The sequence below is a fragment of the Streptomyces sp. NPDC050610 genome (assembly GCF_040654875.1).
Classification (GTDB): domain Bacteria; phylum Actinomycetota; class Actinomycetes; order Streptomycetales; family Streptomycetaceae; genus Streptomyces.
Genome location: NZ_JBFAIV010000018.1, coordinates 130232 through 146461 on the forward strand (window position 1 = coordinate 130232; position 16230 = coordinate 146461).

The following is a 16230-nucleotide window of genomic DNA, read 5'->3' on the forward strand; positions in this document are numbered from 1 at the left end:
CGGTCCCTGATCGGGACACAGAGCACCGCGCCGGTATGGCGTCGAGTGCAGACTTGAGGTTAACACTACCGGGTCCAACAAATATTCCCCCTCTCAAAGACCCACAACCGTGTGTCGTCAGGTGCCGAGCGGCAGAACGCTCGCCCCTTGGGCGTCGAGAGCCAGCCGGTTGGCCGCCCACCCCTCGCCCGCCAGCCGTGCGACCTTGTCGGCCGCACCGTCCTCGGTCAGCGCGAGCACCGTGGGGCCCGCGCCGGAGATGACTGCTGGGACGCCGTCCGCGCGCAGTCGGTTGACCAGGGCCACGCTGTCCGGCATCGCCGGAGCGCGGTACTCCTGGTGGAGCCGGTCCTCGGTGGCCGCCAGCAGCAGCTCGGGGCGCCTGGTCAGCGCCTCGACCAGGAGCGCCGCGCGGCCCGCGTTGGCCGCCGCGTCCACATGCGGGACGGTGCGCGGCAGCAGCCCGCGCGCCGTCTCGGTGAGCACCGCCTTGGCGGGCACGAAGACCACCGGAACGATGGAATCCGAGGGCTGCATACGGACGGCCCGCGCGGCCCCGGACTCCGTCCAGGCCAGCGTGAAACCGCCGAGCAGGCAGGCGGCGACGTTGTCCGGGTGGCCTTCGATCTCGGTGGCCAGCTCCAGCAGCGCCGTGTCGTCCAGCCGCTCGGCTCCGCCTATGGTCACGGCCCTGGCGGCGGTGATTCCGGCGCAGATCGCCGCGGAGGAGGAGCCGAGTCCGCGGCCGTGCGGGATGCGGTTGGCGCAGACCACCTCCAGGCCGCGCGGCTGCCCGCCGAGCAGCTCGAAGGCCGTGCGCAGGGCCCGTACGAGCAGATGGCCCTCGTCGCGCGGGAGCGTGTCCGCGCCCTCGCCGGCGATGTCGATGTGCAGCCCGGAGTCGGCCACCCTGACCACGACGTCGTCGTAGAGCCCGAGGGACAGGCCGAGGGCGTCGAAGCCGGGACCGAGATTGGCGCTGGTCGCGGGGACGCGCACTCGGACGGCGGCGGCGCGGAAGGCGGGACCGGCCATCGCTCGATGACTCTCCTTGGTATGACAGTCCGGTGACTGGGGGGTCGGGTGTGACTGGTGTGACTCAGTGGCGATGTGGGGCGGAGAAGGTACGAGCGCCCTCAAGGGGCCACGACCACAATGACGCACAGCGGCGGCGGGGGTCTGCGGCGGGGCGGATTGAGTACAGCCTATCGAAGGAAGGTTCTGCGGCGACATAGGGCGCACAGGAGGCGCACGATGCGTGTCGCACGCCGCCCTGTGCTCCATTGCTGACGTTACGGCAGATTGTGCCCCGCATTCGGAGATTTCCGGGGCCGGCCCCGCTCACCGTACGAGCAGGAATCCGGACGAGCCGGCCCCGCCCTTCGTACGAACCGGAGTCGGACCGGGCCGCCGCACGAGGGGCGGGTTAGGGGCGGGTCCAGGGCCTCTGGCCTCCGTCCCGCCCCCGTACGAGCCGGAGGAGTCAGGCCAGGCCGAGCCGCTGCGCCGCCGCGTCCGCGTCCACCGGGACCGTCACGGGCTGCCCCGCGCCGGCCACCGCCCAGTCCGGGTCCTTGAGCCCGTTGCCCGTCACCGTGCAGACGATGCGCTGGCCGGGGTCGACCTTGCCCTGCTCGGCGGCGCTCAGCAGCCCGGCGACGCTGGCGGCGGAGGCGGGCTCGACGAACACGCCCTCCTGCGAGGCCAACAGCCGGTAGGCGGCCAGGATCTGTCGGTCGGTCACCGCGTCGATGAGGCCGCCCGACTCGTCGCGCGCCTGCTCCGCGAAGTTCCAGGAGGCCGGATTGCCGATGCGAATGGCGGTGGCGATGGTGTGCGGGTCCTTGACGACCTCGCCGCGCACGATCGGCGCGGAACCGGAAGCCTGGAATCCCCACATCCGGGGCGTGCGCGAGGCCACCGCGTCGGCGGCGTATTCGCGGTAGCCGCGCCAGTACGCGGTGATGTTGCCCGCGTTGCCGACGGGCAGGACGTGGATATCGGGCGCGTCGCCGAGCGCGTCGACGATCTCGAACGCGGCGGTCTTCTGCCCCTCGATACGGGCCGGGTTGACCGAGTTGACCAGCGCCACCGGGTAGTTCTCGGAGAGGGCGCGGGCCAGCGTGAGGCAGTCGTCGAAGTTGCCGTCGACCTGGAGGATGCGCGCGCCGTGCACCAGCGCCTGGCCCATCTTGCCGAGCGCGATCTTGCCCTGCGGCACCAGCACGGCGCAGACCATGCCGGCCCGTACGGCGTAGGCGGCGGCCGACGCGGAGGTGTTGCCGGTGGAGGCGCAGATGACGGCCTTCGCGCCCTCCTCCTTGGCCCGCGTGATGGCCATGGTCATGCCGCGGTCCTTGAAGGACCCGGTGGGGTTCGCGCCCTCGACCTTGAGGTGCACCTCGCAGCCGGTGCGCTCGGAGAGCACCTGGGCGGGCACGAGCGGCGTGCCGCCCTCGCGGAGCGAGACGACCGGGGTGTTCGCGTGGACCGGCAGCCGGTCCCGGTACTCCTCGATGATGCCGCGCCACTGGTGGGTGCCCGACGCGCGCGGACTGGTGATTGCAGACATTGCTTCCGTTACTCCCCTTCGACCCGCATGATGCTCGCGACACCCCGCACGGTGTCGAGCCTGCGCAGCGCCTCGACCGTCGCCGACAGGGCGGCGTCGGCCGCCCGGTGGGTGACGACGACCAGCGACGCCTCGCCGTCCTTGCCCTGCTGGCGGACCGTGTCGATCGACACGTCGTGCTCGGCGAAGACCGTGGCGACCTGGGCGAGCACGCCCGGCTTGTCGGCGACGTCGAGGCTGATGTGGTAGCGCGTGACCACGTCGCCCATCGGGCTCACAGGCAGCCGCGTGTAAGCGGAGTCGCCCGGTCCGGTGGTGTTCGCCAGCCGGTTGCGGCAGGCGACGACGAGGTCGCCGAGGACGGCGGAGGCGGTCGGCGAGCCGCCGGCGCCGGGCCCGTAGAACATCAGCTGCCCGGCCGCCTCGGCCTCGACGAAGACGGCGTTATACGCCTCGCGCACGGAGGCCAGCGGGTGGCTCAGCGGGATCATCGCCGGGTGCACCCGGGCGGTGACCGACTTGCCGTCGGCGGCCCGCTCGCAGATGGCGAGGAGCTTGACCGTGCAGCCCATGCGCTTCGCGGACGCGATGTCGGCGGAGGTGACCTCGGTGAGGCCCTCGCGGTGCACGTCGTCGAGGCGTACGCGCGTATGGAAGGCGATTCCGGCCAGGATCGCGGCCTTCGCGGCGGCGTCGAAGCCCTCGACGTCGGCGGTCGGGTCGGCCTCCGCGTAGCCGAGGGCGGTGGCCTCGTCGAGCGCCTCGGAGTAGCCGGCTCCGCTGGAGTCCATCCGGTCGAGGATGAAGTTGGTGGTGCCGTTGACGATGCCCAGCACCCGGTTGACCTTGTCGCCCGCGAGCGACTCGCGCAGCGGCCGTACCAGCGGGATCGCGCCGGCGACGGCGGCCTCGTAATAGAGGTCGGCGTTCTGTTTCTCGGCGGCTGCGTGCAGCGCGGCGCCGTCCTCGGCGAGCAGCGCCTTGTTGGCGGAGACGACGCTCGCGCCGTGCTCGAAGGCGGTGGTGATCAGGGTCCGGGCGGGCTCGATGCCGCCGATGACCTCGACGACCACGTCGATGTCGCCGCGCTTGACGAGCGCGGTGGCGTCGGTGGTGATCAGCTCGGCGGGCACGCCGTCGCGCACCCGGCCGGGGCGGCGGACCGCGATCCCGGCGAGCTCGACCGGGGCGCCGATGCGGGCCGTGAGGTCGTCCGCGTGCGTCGTCATGATGCGCGCCACCTCTGAGCCGACAACACCACAGCCCAGCAGCGCCACTTTCAGCGGACGCGTACGCATCATCCGACCTCGTCTCTCATACATCTTCGGTGGTACACCAGTCTCACTCACCGGACGGGGGATTCTGTCCCCCGTCCAGTATCCGAGATTGTTTTTTCCGCGGGCCGACACGGCGGCCGGCCGGCGTCTCCGCCTTCCGTATCCCGGCTAACCGACGTCGAGCCGCAGAAGGTCTTCTTCCGTTTCCCGCCGGACGATGACGCGCGCCTCGCCATTCTTCACGGCGACGACCGGCGGGCGCAGCGCGTGGTTGTAGTTGCTGGCCATGGAACGGCAGTACGCGCCGGTGGCGGGGACCGCGAGGAGGTCGCCGGGGGCGAGATCGGCGGGGAGGAACGCGTCGCGCACGACGATGTCGCCGGATTCACAGTGCTTGCCGACGACGCGGGAGAGCATGGGCTCGGCATCGGAGGAGCGGGAGACCAGCGCGACGGTGTAGTCGGCGTCGTAAAGGGCCGTACGAATGTTGTCGGACATGCCGCCGTCGACGGACACATAGGTGCGCAGTCCGGTCAGTTCCTTGACCGTACCGACCTCATACAGCGTAAAAGCAGTGGGGCCGACAATGGCCCGGCCGGGCTCGACGGAGAGCCGCGGCACGGCCAGCCCGGCGGCCTCGCACTCACGGCCGACGATGTCGCCGAGCGCCTGGGCGATCTCGTGCGGCTCCCGCGGGTCGTCCTCGGGGGTGTAGGCGATGCCGAGGCCGCCGCCGAGGTCGATCTCGGGCAGCTCGACGCCGTGCTCGTCGCGCACCTCGGCGAGCAGCTGCACGACGCGGCGGGCGGAGACCTCGAAGCCCGCCATGTCGAAGATCTGCGAGCCGATGTGCGAGTGGATGCCGATGAGCTCCAGCCCGTCCAGCCTGAGCACCCGGCGCACCGCCTCGGCGGCCTGCCCGCCGGCGAGCGCGATGCCGAACTTCTGGTCCTCGTGCGCGGTGGCGATGAACTCGTGGGTGTGCGCCTCGACGCCGACGGTCACCCGGATCTGCACGCGCTGCCGCTTGCCGAGCCGCTCCGCGATGTGCGCGACGCGCACGATCTCCTGGAAGGAGTCGAGCACGATCCGCCCGACGCCGGCCTCGACGGCCCGGGTGATCTCGTCCACGGACTTGTTGTTGCCGTGCAGGGCGATGCGTTCGGCGGGCATTCCGGCGGCGAGGGCGGTGACGAGTTCGCCGCCGGAGCAGACGTCGAGGTTCAGCCCCTCCTCGGTCAGCCAGCGCACGACGGCGCGGGAGAGGAACGCCTTGCCCGCGTAGAAGACGTCGGCGTCCGCGCCGAACGCCTCCCGCCAGGCGCGGCAGCGGGCGCGGAAGTCGTCCTCGTCGAGGATGTAGGCGGGGCTGCCGAACTCCTCGGCGAGCTCCTTGACGCTGATCCCCCCGACGCTGACGACGCCGTCGGCGCCGCGCGCGACCGTACGGGCCCAGACCCGCGGATCGAGGGCGTTGAGGTCGGCGGCCGGAGCGGTGTAGTGCCCTTCGGGGAGCACATCGGCGTGGCGGGGCCCGGCGGGGTGGGCGGAACGGCTCATGGTTTCTGGAGTTTCCCTCGGGGAGATGCGGGGTCAGAGATGCGCGAGTTCAGAGATGCGCGGGTGCGGTGATGCCGAGCTGGTGGAGGCCGTCTGCCAGCACAGCCCCGGTGGCCTCGGCGAGGGCCAGTCGGGCGCGGTGAACGGCCGAGGGTTTCTCGTCACCGATGGGCAGGACCGGGCACTGGTGGTGCCAGCGGGAGAAGACGTCGGCGAGGTGCTCCAGGTAGCGAGCGAGGCGGACGGGATCGGCGCGGCCGACGACACGCTCCCGGTCGCCGAGCACCCCGAACAGCACTTCACTGTCCGCCTCGATATCCCCTTCCCCCCGACAGAACCCGAGGTCACGGGCGTTACGGAGAAGGGCCTGGGTACGGGCGTAGGCGTACCGCACGCGGAAGAGGGGGTTGGTCTCCCGCTGTACGAGCAGTAGGTCGCGGTCGAAGCCGGGGGCGGTGAGAAGGCTCCAGCGCGCGGCGTCCGGGCCCAGCCGCCGGACGAGTTCGTCGGGGGGCGCGAGCGGCAGGGCCGGGGAAGGGGTGACGGTGCAGAGTTCTTCGACGAGCGTGGCATGGGCAGCGCCGTCGAGGCTGATGTTCAGGAAACCGGGCCCGGCGACCTCGACGCACTGGACGCCGGGTTCGCGCAGGAGCCGGCGCCGCAACACTTCGGCGACGTCAAGGGCGGGCCGCCCGGCGTCCTTGGCGAGCCGCAGGGCGACGTTGGTGGCGAACTCCCCGCAGCCGGGACGGGGCGGCGTCCGCACGGTGACCCGCTCGGGCACGGGCGCGCTCAGCTCACCGGCCTCGACGGCACGGCGCACGGCGCGCACCACGGCGCACGAGAGTTCTGCTGGGGTCACAGGACAAGCGTATGGGAGAGCGGGGGCACCCCCGCGAACACGTTTCACCCTGCGGGACAGGCCGCTGGCCTCTCCGCGCACAGGAGTCCCCCCGCGGGCCGGCCCAGGCGCATCCCGCGAACGGCTCTCACCCCGCAGGCCGCCCCACCGACTCCGCGTCCTCCGCCCCACCGGGCGCGGCCGAGTCCGGCAGCCCGGCGTCCTCACCGTCCTCGTCACCGCCCCACCCCATGAGCCGCCGCACCAGCCGCACCATCTCGGCGGGCTCGAACGGCTTGGCCAGAAACGCGTCCACCCCGACCGCACGCCCACTGTCCACTTCGGGCTGGGTACAGGCACTGATGATCGCGATCGGCAGCCGGCTCGTACGAGGATCGGCCCGCAGCCGGGCGGCGGCACTCAGCCCGTCGAGCCGTGGCATGACGACATCCAGCGTCACGACATCGGGCCGCACGCGATGGACGATCTCCAGACATTCGGCACCATCGGCCGCGGTCACGACCTCGAACCCTTCGAGTTCGAGGTTGACCCTGATCAGCTGCCGGATCACCTTGTTGTCATCGACGACAAGGACCCGGCCGGTCGCGCCCGGCACAACTAGAGAGTAGGCGCGCACCTCCTGCTGCGTCCGGGTTTTCCCCACTTCCGCCATGTGAGGGAGCGGATCGCGGACGAAACCAACTCATCCAAGACAATCAACACAGACAACCCCTTATCCCCCGGGCCCCTCCCGCCCCATCTCCCCACTCCCCCACCCTCCCCACCGACCGCCCCGACCCCCGCAAATGCCTGTTCCTGGGCACCCCGCGAGAGCTGGTAGTGTTCTACCCGTCGCCAGGCAAACGGGCGACACGCCCCCGTAGCTCAGGGGATAGAGCAACGGCCTCCGGAGCCGTGTGCGCAGGTTCGAATCCTGCCGGGGGCACCCTTTACGAGGTGCCTAAAGACCCCGCCACCAGCGTTTCTGCTGGGTGCGGGGTCTTCTTGCATGTGCGGGCGTATGTCTCTCTGGGGGGCCGTATGTCGGAGACTGCAGCCTCTTTGCCGGATGACTCTTGGGGCGTTTCCGCAGGTCGCACCGGAGAAACGACGAAGCCCCCGGGAATCGCAGCGGCTTGGAGCGTAGCGCCGATCAGTTAGCCGGCGAGCAGTACGGACCGCGTCGGCCGTACTCGCGGAAGAATGCATCGATGCGCTGATCGCCGATCTCGCGTTGAGCACGCATGCACTTCGCGTAGCGGGCAACCAGCGTCTGCAGTGCCTTGGCGAATTCAGTCGGTGGCTCCGCCGGAGCCGCAGGTGGTCGAAGCCTCCCCGCCGCATCAGCCGGATCGGCATACTCAGGCACCTGGATGTCGAGTGCAGAGGGTGGCTATGTACGGCCGAAGCGAAGAGGCATGGGAGCAGTTGACCAGTGCCGGCTTGAAGTTCCTCGTTGAGCGGGCACAACTCCGCAAGGTCACGACCTACACGGAGATGAACTCTGTACTGGTCCGGCGGACTGGGCTTACCGGCTTCGACTTCGAGCAGGCGGACGAACGTGCAGCGATGGGCCACCTGCTTGGACTGATAGTGGAGCAGGATTACCCGCAGAGCAGGCTCATGATCTCTGCACTGGTTCACTACCTCGGCGCGAACGACGCCGGGCCCGGCTTCTACACCCTCGCACAGCAGCTCGGCCTGCTCCCCAAAGGCTCGTCCTCAGCGGCGAGACTCGAGTTCTGGATTGGACAGGTCAACTCACTCCACGCGCTGCACTCGGCCCCGGGCCGATAGGTGTTCGGAGCCCCGCCCTGTCCAATGCGTGTCGAAGACGCCGAGCTCATCCGCCTAGACACCCGGGAACACCACGTCAGAGGTGGTGCAGCAACGATCACACCCAGCCCCTTCCAAGCGCCCCACCTCCAGGTGCTTTCGCGTCATGTGGCCAGATCGCTCCCTTGTTGGCCCTTCCTGCACGTGTCACACAGTTGGTAGGGCGGGTGGACCGGGAGGGGCCTCTGCATGACCGAGCCAGGCGAGATTCAAGACGAGCCGTCCGAGTGGGCCATCAAGCGGTTCGGGCCGCACGCCGGCGGGGTCGTCAAGGCAGTACCTATGCAACTGGCCAAGGCCCATGCGCGAGCCCATGCGGGTCATCTCGCTGTCGGTCTGAAGAAGCGCAGTCCCTACGGTTTCTCCTTGGCACAGGCGGTACGCGAGAACCTTGCCGACATGGCCCGGGAGCTGGACGAAGCGGTCAGGGACGTACGCGGCTACGAGTACGCCGTCATCAACGACCACGCGCTCTTCCCTTACAAGTACGCCGACCGCCCCAAGCTCCTCGAATGTGCACGGCTTGCGGCCAACGCCTCCCCCACACGCCGGCGCATGTTCCTCGGTCACGGGCCAGAACCGCAAGAAGGTCTCTTCTCCCTGGGTGATGAGTACACAACCGAGGAATACGAGGAGTTGCACGAGACCTTCGAGGACCTTGGCGCCTCGACGAAGCTCGTGTGTCTGTTCTTCACCGCCGATCCAGAGGCCGGCATCCACGCTATCCACTGGGGAGACGCCCGCCTCGAACCCGACCGCACCTTCACCTGGCTCTACAAAGAACAACTCCGGTTAGCAGCGCATGGACTTGAGTGAGCAACTCGGCGCGGGGTCATCCCTGGGCCGCACACGGGCGCCCCGCGGCGTATCTGCGGGATGAGGCAGCTGCCCGGTGCGCGAGAACCGCCCGGACCACCGGAAACGCACAGGATCCAACCGGCCTCCGGAGCTGTGTGCGCAGGTTCCAATCCTGCCGGGGCGGCCGTCTGCTCACGAAGTTGGAGTGTGAGACAGACGAGCACCAGAGAGACCCCCTGATCAGGCTTTATGCCAGATCAGGGGTTTCCGCTTCGTGCACACAAGCGCCGTACGACTGAGGGACATTCCTGGGCCGGCTCCCGAAGACGATCGCCCCTCTCCGCGCCGAGTGGCCCGCCTGGCTGCACCGGCTTCCCCATCGCTGACGATGCTCGCAGGCCCAGGCACAAGGACACACCCCAGGAAAAATGACTACGAAAACGAAGTCATTAGGATTTCACAGTCAGTGTGGATACAGTGGAGTCATGGCGACGACTCATGGATCCGCTGGATCGGTGCCGGGCAGGCGCGAGCGCAAGAAGGCGGCGACGCGGAAGGCGCTGTCCGATGCCGCGTTGGAGCTCTTCCTTGAGCGCGGGTACGACAAGGTGACGGTCGCGGAGATCGCGGCGGCGGCCGACACGGCGGTCACGACGGTGTTCGCGCACTTTCCGGCGGGGAAGGAAGCGCTGATCCTCGATGACAGCGGGGAGCGGGAAGCCTCGTTGGCGGTCGCGGTGCGGGGGCGGGCCGAGGGGAGTTCTGTTCTGGACGCTCTTCATGCGTTCTTCGCCGGGCGGGCGCCCTTCGCCGAGAAGCTGCCCGAGGAGTACCAGCGGCGGATGGATCTGGTGATGGGCACTCCCGCGCTGTGCGCATACGCCCGTCGGGTGTGGGTCGCCTGTGCGGACAGCCTTGCCGAGTTGCTGGCCGAGGCCGCGGGGCGGGCGGAGGTCGATGACTCATTGCGGGTTCTGGCCCGGTACGTCCTGGAGACGCCCGACCTCGCCTCCAGCTGCCCGGACCCCAGGGCCGCCCTTGCCTCGGCCTTCCATCACCTCAAGCTCGGCTGGCCCGGCTTTTAGCTGCTGCGCCGTCCCCTCTCCGTAAAGGAACCTCATGGCCTGGAACGTTCATCGGCCGGCGCGCGCCGAACATCTGACCGCTCTCGTGACCGGCGGCAACGCCGGTATCGGGTACTTCATCGCCGAGCAGCTCGCCGAGGCGGGAGCGACTGTCGTCCTGGGCAGCCGGAGTGCGGCCAAGGCTGCCGCGGCCCGTGCTGCCATCGCCGTCCGGGCGCCGCAGGCTCGGGTGCTGCACATGCCGCTCGATCTCGCGGATCTCTCGTCGCTGAAGGCGTCAGTGGACGGGCTGGAGCTGGACCGGTTGGATGTCGCCGTTTTCAACGCCGGCATCGCACTCGACGATCCGCCCCGGCGCGAGAACGCCGCCGGTCACGAGCAGATGCTCGCCACCAATCACCTCGGGCACTTCGCACTCGCCCACTGGCTGGGCCCGCTCCTCAAGGCGGCCCCCGCCGCGCGTCTCGTCACCATGGGGAGTTTCGCGGCACGGTCGGAGAGGCTCGACCTGGACGATCTTCAGTGCGCGCGCTCGTACGACCCGAAGCAGACCTACGGGCGCTCCAAGCTCGCGCAGATGAGCTTCGCCTTCGAGCTGGACCGGCGGCTGCGCGCCGCTGGGAGCGATTGCCTGAGTCTGGTCGCCCACCCGGGCGGGGCTCTGGACTCCCTCACTCCCTCGCGGCCCGGCGTCCACGTCAACCCGCTCTCCCGCCGGCTCCTCGGACTCCCCGCCGGGGTGATGCTGCAAGGGAAGGAGGCCGGGGCCTGGCCCGCCGTGCGTGCCGCGCTCGATCCGCAGGCGGTCGGGGGGCAGATGTGGGGACCCCGGGTGTTCGGGCTGCGTGGGGAACCTCGGGTCGAACGGCCGCAGCCGCATATGACGGATGTCGAGACGGCGGCCCGGCTGTGGGACGCGAGCGTGGAGATGACGGGGGTCGATCCTGCTGCCCCGGCCGCCCGTCGCGGCCGAAAGGCGTCCAACAGCTGATCACCCCGGCACGGCCCCCTCGCCAGCCCGCGAGGGGGCCGTGCCGTTTCGTACGGTCAACGGCTCGGCAGCGGGCACCCGTAGCGCCGGTCCGTCGTCCAGCACCAGGACGACCGCGCCGCCACCGGAGGGGCGCCATTCACCGCTCACGCTGCGCACTCCGTGCCACGTGCCCCACACGCGTACACACTGCCCGGCCCGTACGGTGACCGCCGCGATCTCCCTTTCAGCAGCCTCAGCCACGCAGTTCGGGGTCTTCAGCGTCGCCCACACCGTCTTCCCGATCCCGCCCTCTCGCTTCTCAACACCCCACTGGTGAGCCACCGCCTCCACCAGCAGCAACCCGCGTCCGTGCGTCTCCCCCTCCTCCGGGACCTGCACCTCGGGCCACCCCGCTCCGGCGTCGCTCACCTCCAGCCGCAGCAACCTGTCTTCCACCAGCCATACGATCCGCACCCCGACCTGGCGGTCTTTCGGCACCCGCACCCGCAGCGCGTTGGTCACCAGCTCGGAAAGCACCAACTCGGCCTCGTCCACGACGTCTCCGGCAACGCCCCAACTGCCGAGTACCGCGTGCAGCAACGCCCGCGCTCTGGGAACACTGCTGCGACGCCGACCCAGCCGAAAGCCCACTTCATACGGTTCACCCATGACAGCTCCCACCGATCCGGCGAGCAGTCCGAACTCCCCGGATGAGAGCCGACACTTGCTCGACCACCAGTCGCCTCATGCGCCTCAACGGGCACACCGAACGTGGCCACTCTCGGGACTCGACCGAGTGCGGTACGTCACAACGGCTAAGCTGCACCGTGCGCTCAGCATCGTCAAGTCACCTGCCTGGCACGTGCCAAGCGTGGCGGCAATTGCTCACTTTTTGGTCGTTGCCGATCGGGAATGCCCCCAACTGAACGCTGCTCATGGCTCGTTCACGACGCTAGGAATGATCAATGACCAGCAGCAACAGCACTCTGTTGATGTCCCGCGTCACATTCGGCCGAGCACTGCGACGACTCCGCAGCCAGGTCAACCACTTCAAGATCGCGGAGGTGGCATCGGTCCTCGGCTGCGATGTCTCCTTGATCAGCCGCATCGAGACCGGCAAACGCGTGTGCTCCCAGGAGCACTTCGCCAAGCTCATGGACCTCTACGAGGTCCCCGCACCCCAACGTGACGAACTCGCCGAACTGCACGCGGCCACAAGGGAACAACGTCCGCCATGGTGGTCTCCGTACAGCGAGGTCATCAGCGCCCAGTACGAACGATTCCTCGGCTTCGAAGCAGCTGCTTCGATCGTTCACGAGTATCAGGTCGGCATCTTGCCCGGCCTGTTGCAGACTGAGGCATACGCCCAGGCGGTCACTGGCGTGGGCTTCACCTCGCTGGGACCGGACCAGATCGATGCCCTCGTCGAGGTACGCGGGCTGCGACAACGGCACTGCCTGCTGGAGACCGAATCCCCGCTGGAATGTCACTACGTCGTCACACAGGCAGCGCTGGACTTCCAGGTGGGAGGCAAGCGCACGCATCAGGAGCAACTGGAGTATCTGCTGAACATTTCGACGCACGACAGCGTCGATCTCCGTGTCGTCCCCTACGGAAAGGGCGAAGAGGCAGCGCAGATCGCGGCGTTCAGGATCCTCCAGTTCTCGGACGAGGACGTACCGGATGTGGCCTTCGGCGAGTCAGTCGCTGGTAGCTTGACGATGGACGACCCCCGCGACCTGCGACGCCTGCACCGGCTCTTCCGCAGCCTCACGGATGCGGCACTCTCTCCCGACGAGAGCCGCGACATCATCACCCACACCAAGAACAAGGAAGTCTGACCTGATGGAGAAGGCAGAGCTGTACGCGATCAACCCCGACGACCTCACCTGGCAGAAAAGCACCTTCACCGCCAACAACGGCGAATGCTTCGAGCTCGCCCCACTCCCCGACGGCGCCGTGGCCGTCCGCGACTCGAAGAACCCCTCCGGCCCCCACCTCTGCTTCACCCCCGGCGAGTGGCACGCCTTCAAGGCCGGCATAGCCGCCGGAGACTTCGACAACCTGTAGGCACGCGACTTCAGAACCACCCCGGCTGGCTCGCAATCGACTACAGCTGCAACGCCTGCACCGGTTCTTCCGCAACCTCTTGGGCGCGGCGTTCTGACCCGCCGAGAGCAGCGACATAAGCGCCAAAGGAGGTCTGACCTGATGGAGAAGGCAGAGCTGTACGCGATCAACCCCGACGACCTCACCTGGCAGAAAAGCAGCTTCACCGCGAGCAACGGCGAATGCTTCGAGCTCGCCCCACTCCCCGACGGCGCCGTGGCCGTCCGCGACTCGAAGAACCCCTCCGGCCCCCACCTCTGCTTCACCCCCGGCGAGTGGCACGCCTTCAAGGCCGGCATAGCCGCCGGAGACTTCGACAACCTGTAGGTGCTCGCCCTCATCACCGCTCAGCGCCGGGCTCTCTACCTTGGTTATACACGGGTCGACGGGACCTCCTGGCGGCCGTGTCCGGGGGTGCTTGCCACCGCGAGATGAGTGATTCGCCGGAGGGCGTCAGGCGCTGGCATGATTCAGGAATGTCTGCCGAGCACATCATCGCCGCCTGCGACGGGGCGTCCAAAGGAAATCCGGGCCGAGCCGCCTGGGGCTGGGTCTCTGCCGATGCCGAGGGGCGTCCGCAGCGTTGGGAAGCGGGGCCGCTGGGTACGGCGACCAATAATATCGCTGAATTGACGGCCCTCGCCGAATTGCTGGAGGCCACGGACCCGGCTGTCCGGATTGAGGTCCGGATGGATTCCCAGTACGCGATGAACGCCGTGACCAAATGGCTCCCCGGCTGGAAGCGCAATGGGTGGATGACCGCCTCGAAGAAGCCCGTCGCCAACCGGGAGCTTGTGGAGCGTATCGACTCGCTGCTCAGCGGACGTGCCGTGGAATTCGTTTACGTGCCCGCCCACCGTGCCGACGGTGACCATCTCAACGCCATCGCCGACCAGGCCGCCAGTGATGTCGCCGAGAGTCAGGTCGCCGCCGGTACGTCACAGGGTGCTCAGGAGTTTCCGGTGCCGCGTCCCGCCTCCGCTCAGGGGCAGAAGACCGCTAAGAAGACTGCCGGCCGGCCTCGGTCGGGGGGCAGCAGGACCATCAAGGCAAAGTTCGCCGGGCAGTGCGGCGGTTGCGGGCGGTCCTATGAGGCGGGGACTCAGGTCGCCAAGGGGGCTCGTAGCTGGGGGCATCCTGAGTGTCGGGAGCTCTGACAGCCGCGTGCGGATGCGCGGCAGGATTGGTGGCATGAGCGAGCCCACCGGTAAGTACTCGATCACTATGCCGCGCGACATCGCTGAAGCCGCCGAAACCCGCAGTGGACCTTCCGGCCGGTCCGCCTACGTGGCGGCGGCCGTGACCCGCCAGGTCGAACGCGACAATCTCAATGCACTCATCCAGGCCGCCGAAGCCGAGCACGGTGCCATCCCGGACGAGGAGATCCAGTCCCTCCGTGACCAGCTCCACCACGCACGGGCCGAGCAGGGTGGGCGCGTCGCCGTCATCAAGGTCTGACCAGCTATCCCCGCACCCATGAATGTGGCCCCCGGCGCTGAGCGCCGGGGGCCACACATCTGCTGGAGCCGAAGACTACTTGGAGCAGTCGCCCAGCTGCTTGTCGAGCGGGACGGCGATGTCGTGGATTTCCTTCATGGCCTTGCTCGGGTCCTTGGCGTCGAGGCCCTTGCGGATGTCCTTGATGTGGGCGACGTACTTCTTGTACTCGGCCTGGTGGTCCGCCGGGACGTCCTTGGCGGCGGCGTCGAGGAGGCCGATCCAGCGGTCGAGCTGGGGCTTGACCTTGGCCGGGTCGTTGCTGGTGGCCAGGACGTCGAAGATGCTCTTGAGGACCTTGCAGTCCGGCGGGGTGGCCTTCGACGGGGCCGCGGTGACGGCGGCCGTGTGGGCGGCCGGGGCCGCGAAGGCGGCGCCGGCTCCGCCCGCTACCGCGGCGGCGGCGAGGAGCAGGGAGGCACCCGTCCTGGCAACGGTCGTGTTGAGCTTCATTAGAGTCTCCTCGTTCTCGTGGGGGGAAATGACTCGTTATTTGGTTGTGGTCCTCGGTCGGTGGTCCCGGCCTTACAGGTTCGGGATCACCTTTTCGACGTACAGCTTCAAACTCGACATCATCTGGTCGAGATTCTGGCCGCCGAAATCCACCTGCCACAGCAGGGTGTCCACGCCATACGCCTCGCGGAATTCGTGGATGCGCTCCACCACTGTCTCCGGCGAGCCGATCACGGCCGTGCCGTGCTTGCGGACGTCGAAGTCGCGCAGGTTCTTGGCGTGTTTGCCCATGCTGTCGTAGCCCACGTACGAGCCCGACTTCGTCGTTTCCCACGACGAGGCCGCCTCGGACCACACCGACATGTACTCGCGGTACAGCGGCTCCGCTATTCGGTACGCCTCTTCGTCCGTTTCCGCTACGTAGAGCGGGGTGCTCAGGGCGATTCCGGGGAGTTCGCGGTCGGCGCCGTGCTTCGCGGTGAACGCGTTGCGGTACAGGTCGATGACGTACTTGCTCAGGCCCACGTCCTGCTTGAGGGGGGCCAGTGCCAGCATGACGCCGAAGCCGTGCTCGCCCAGCCAGGTGAAGCTTTCCGGGGAGCGGACGGCGGCGCCCCAGACGGGCGGGTGCGGGTCCTGTACGACGCGTGGCAGGGAAGTCGCGTCGGTGAAGGAGAAGAAGGGGGTGTCCTCGGTGACCTTCTCCTCCGTCCACAGCCGGAGTACCGCGTTGATCGTCGCCTCGTAGCGGGCGCGGCTCTCGTCCATGGGGACGCCGAACGCCTCGAACTCGTAGGGCAGCCAGGCCCTTCCGAAGCCGAGGTCGAGCCGGCCGTCGCTGATCGCGTCGACCATCGCGGCATGCGCGGCGATCTGAATCGGGTGATGGAAAGCGGGCAGCACCGCGCCCGTCATCAGCCTTATGCGCTCGGTCTGCGCGGCGACCGTGGAAAGGAACGTCAGCGGGCTCGGGCAGTAGCCGCCGTACTCGCCTATGTAGTGCTCCGTCATCTTGACGTAGTCGAGTCCGGCCTGGTCCGCGAACCGGGTCAGCGCCAGGGCATCCCGGTAGTACTCCACCGCCGAACGCCGGTCGGGACGACAGTCGGGGAGAAGTGAAATACCGTGCCGCATGGCGTTGTTCGTTCCTTTCCTAGCCACGTTTGCCTTCGTACGCGCGTCAGCGCGTCAGCGCGTCCTTCGGCGGTGATGGCCGCAGGGCATCGGAC

General features: G+C 68.6%; 18 protein-coding genes and 1 tRNA gene. 10 read left to right on the plus strand and 9 right to left on the minus strand.

Annotation, left to right across the window (positions count from 1 at the left end; all coding sequences use genetic code 11):
- Positions 1-117 precede the first annotated feature (117 nt).
- From thrB to AB0I22_RS22895, 6 genes are all read right to left on the minus strand, one after another.
- A complete protein-coding gene (gene thrB, locus AB0I22_RS22870; protein ID WP_363132703.1) occupies positions 118-1035 on the minus strand; it encodes a homoserine kinase in 918 nt (305 codons plus the stop codon).
- 448 nt (positions 1036-1483) lie between these two features.
- A complete protein-coding gene (thrC, locus tag AB0I22_RS22875) occupies positions 1484-2572 on the minus strand; it encodes a threonine synthase (RefSeq protein WP_363132704.1) in 1089 nt (362 codons plus the stop codon).
- An 8-nt stretch (positions 2573-2580) separates the two neighbouring features.
- Positions 2581-3873 carry a homoserine dehydrogenase gene (locus AB0I22_RS22880; protein ID WP_363132705.1) on the minus strand — a complete coding sequence of 431 codons (1293 nt, stop codon included), beginning with the start codon at positions 3871-3873 and terminating at the stop codon, positions 2581-2583.
- A gap of 144 nt (positions 3874-4017) precedes the next feature.
- On the minus strand, positions 4018-5409 hold the full coding sequence (lysA, locus tag AB0I22_RS22885) for a diaminopimelate decarboxylase (protein WP_363132707.1): 1392 nt from the start codon (positions 5407-5409) through the stop codon (positions 4018-4020).
- 49 nt (positions 5410-5458) lie between these two features.
- A complete protein-coding gene (gene nrtL, locus AB0I22_RS22890; RefSeq protein WP_363132708.1) occupies positions 5459-6271 on the minus strand; it encodes an ArgS-related anticodon-binding protein NrtL in 813 nt (270 codons plus the stop codon).
- Positions 6272-6398: 127 nt separating this feature from the next.
- The gene (locus AB0I22_RS22895) at positions 6399-6923 is read right to left on the minus strand and encodes a response regulator (RefSeq protein ID WP_363132709.1); all 525 of its coding nucleotides are present in this window, start codon (positions 6921-6923) and stop codon (positions 6399-6401) included.
- Positions 6924-7124: 201 nt separating this feature from the next.
- Between AB0I22_RS22895 and AB0I22_RS22900 the strand changes: the two genes are divergently transcribed.
- The 5 genes from AB0I22_RS22900 (at position 7125) to AB0I22_RS22920 (ending at position 10960) form a co-directional block, all read left to right on the plus strand.
- Positions 7125-7196 (plus strand) — tRNA-Arg (locus AB0I22_RS22900).
- A 449-nt stretch (positions 7197-7645) separates the two neighbouring features.
- Complete coding sequence (locus AB0I22_RS22905) at positions 7646-8047, plus strand: hypothetical protein (protein ID WP_363132762.1); 402 nt, start codon at positions 7646-7648, stop codon at positions 8045-8047.
- Between the two features lie 228 nt (positions 8048-8275).
- Positions 8276-8902 (plus strand): hypothetical protein, encoded by a 627-nt coding sequence (locus tag AB0I22_RS22910; protein WP_363132710.1) that lies wholly within the window; start codon positions 8276-8278, stop codon positions 8900-8902.
- Between the two features lie 467 nt (positions 8903-9369).
- Positions 9370-9969: a TetR family transcriptional regulator gene (locus AB0I22_RS22915; RefSeq protein WP_363132711.1), complete on the plus strand. Its 600-nt coding sequence runs from the start codon at positions 9370-9372 to the stop codon at positions 9967-9969.
- Positions 9970-10003: 34 nt separating this feature from the next.
- Entirely contained in the window at positions 10004-10960 is a 957-nt protein-coding gene (locus AB0I22_RS22920; RefSeq protein ID WP_363132712.1) for an SDR family NAD(P)-dependent oxidoreductase, read from the plus strand.
- Here the strand turns inward: AB0I22_RS22920 and AB0I22_RS22925 are convergent, their stop codons facing one another.
- Entirely contained in the window at positions 10961-11611 is a 651-nt protein-coding gene (locus AB0I22_RS22925) for an ATP-binding protein (RefSeq protein ID WP_363132713.1), read from the minus strand.
- Positions 11612-11907: 296 nt separating this feature from the next.
- Between AB0I22_RS22925 and AB0I22_RS22930 the strand changes: the two genes are divergently transcribed.
- The 5 genes from AB0I22_RS22930 (at position 11908) to AB0I22_RS22950 (ending at position 14509) form a co-directional block, all read left to right on the plus strand.
- Positions 11908-12783, plus strand: a complete 876-nt coding sequence (locus AB0I22_RS22930; protein WP_363132714.1) for a helix-turn-helix transcriptional regulator — start codon at positions 11908-11910, stop codon at positions 12781-12783.
- A 4-nt stretch (positions 12784-12787) separates the two neighbouring features.
- Positions 12788-13012: a DUF397 domain-containing protein gene (locus AB0I22_RS22935; RefSeq protein ID WP_363132715.1), complete on the plus strand. Its 225-nt coding sequence runs from the start codon at positions 12788-12790 to the stop codon at positions 13010-13012.
- 141 nt (positions 13013-13153) lie between these two features.
- A complete protein-coding gene (locus AB0I22_RS22940; protein WP_363132716.1) occupies positions 13154-13378 on the plus strand; it encodes a DUF397 domain-containing protein in 225 nt (74 codons plus the stop codon).
- A gap of 149 nt (positions 13379-13527) precedes the next feature.
- Positions 13528-14208 carry a ribonuclease H gene (locus tag AB0I22_RS22945; RefSeq protein WP_363132717.1) on the plus strand — a complete coding sequence of 227 codons (681 nt, stop codon included), beginning with the start codon at positions 13528-13530 and terminating at the stop codon, positions 14206-14208.
- A 34-nt stretch (positions 14209-14242) separates the two neighbouring features.
- Positions 14243-14509, plus strand: a complete 267-nt coding sequence (locus AB0I22_RS22950; RefSeq protein WP_363132718.1) for a CopG family transcriptional regulator — start codon at positions 14243-14245, stop codon at positions 14507-14509.
- Positions 14510-14584: 75 nt separating this feature from the next.
- Here AB0I22_RS22950 and AB0I22_RS22955 read toward each other — a convergent pair whose 3' ends face one another.
- Entirely contained in the window at positions 14585-15001 is a 417-nt protein-coding gene (locus tag AB0I22_RS22955) for a hypothetical protein (protein ID WP_363132719.1), read from the minus strand.
- Between the two features lie 72 nt (positions 15002-15073).
- Positions 15074-16135, minus strand: coding sequence for an LLM class flavin-dependent oxidoreductase (locus AB0I22_RS22960; protein WP_363132720.1), 1062 nt, complete (start codon positions 16133-16135; stop codon positions 15074-15076).
- Positions 16136-16230: the final 95 nt, after the last annotated feature.

Bases quoted from the DNA above. Each gene is read 5' to 3' on its own strand.
- thrB (WP_363132703.1), bottom strand. From the start codon at position 1,035: ATGGCCGGTCCCGCCTTCCGCGCCGCCGCCGTCCGAGTGCGCGTCCCC.
- thrC (WP_363132704.1), bottom strand. From the start codon at position 2,572: ATGTCTGCAATCACCAGTCCGCGCGCGTCGGGCACCCACCAGTGGCGC.
- AB0I22_RS22880 (WP_363132705.1), bottom strand. From the start codon at position 3,873: ATGATGCGTACGCGTCCGCTGAAAGTGGCGCTGCTGGGCTGTGGTGTT.
- lysA (WP_363132707.1), bottom strand. From the start codon at position 5,409: ATGAGCCGTTCCGCCCACCCCGCCGGGCCCCGCCACGCCGATGTGCTC.
- AB0I22_RS22895 (WP_363132709.1), bottom strand. From the start codon at position 6,923: ATGGCGGAAGTGGGGAAAACCCGGACGCAGCAGGAGGTGCGCGCCTAC.
- AB0I22_RS22905 (WP_363132762.1), top strand. From the start codon at position 7,646: ATGTACGGCCGAAGCGAAGAGGCATGGGAGCAGTTGACCAGTGCCGGC.
- AB0I22_RS22910 (WP_363132710.1), top strand. From the start codon at position 8,276: ATGACCGAGCCAGGCGAGATTCAAGACGAGCCGTCCGAGTGGGCCATC.
- AB0I22_RS22915 (WP_363132711.1), top strand. From the start codon at position 9,370: ATGGCGACGACTCATGGATCCGCTGGATCGGTGCCGGGCAGGCGCGAG.
- AB0I22_RS22920 (WP_363132712.1), top strand. From the start codon at position 10,004: ATGGCCTGGAACGTTCATCGGCCGGCGCGCGCCGAACATCTGACCGCT.
- AB0I22_RS22925 (WP_363132713.1), bottom strand. From the start codon at position 11,611: ATGGGTGAACCGTATGAAGTGGGCTTTCGGCTGGGTCGGCGTCGCAGC.
- AB0I22_RS22930 (WP_363132714.1), top strand. From the start codon at position 11,908: ATGACCAGCAGCAACAGCACTCTGTTGATGTCCCGCGTCACATTCGGC.
- AB0I22_RS22935 (WP_363132715.1), top strand. From the start codon at position 12,788: ATGGAGAAGGCAGAGCTGTACGCGATCAACCCCGACGACCTCACCTGG.
- AB0I22_RS22940 (WP_363132716.1), top strand. From the start codon at position 13,154: ATGGAGAAGGCAGAGCTGTACGCGATCAACCCCGACGACCTCACCTGG.
- AB0I22_RS22945 (WP_363132717.1), top strand. From the start codon at position 13,528: ATGTCTGCCGAGCACATCATCGCCGCCTGCGACGGGGCGTCCAAAGGA.
- AB0I22_RS22950 (WP_363132718.1), top strand. From the start codon at position 14,243: ATGAGCGAGCCCACCGGTAAGTACTCGATCACTATGCCGCGCGACATC.
- AB0I22_RS22955 (WP_363132719.1), bottom strand. From the start codon at position 15,001: ATGAAGCTCAACACGACCGTTGCCAGGACGGGTGCCTCCCTGCTCCTC.
- AB0I22_RS22960 (WP_363132720.1), bottom strand. From the start codon at position 16,135: ATGCGGCACGGTATTTCACTTCTCCCCGACTGTCGTCCCGACCGGCGT.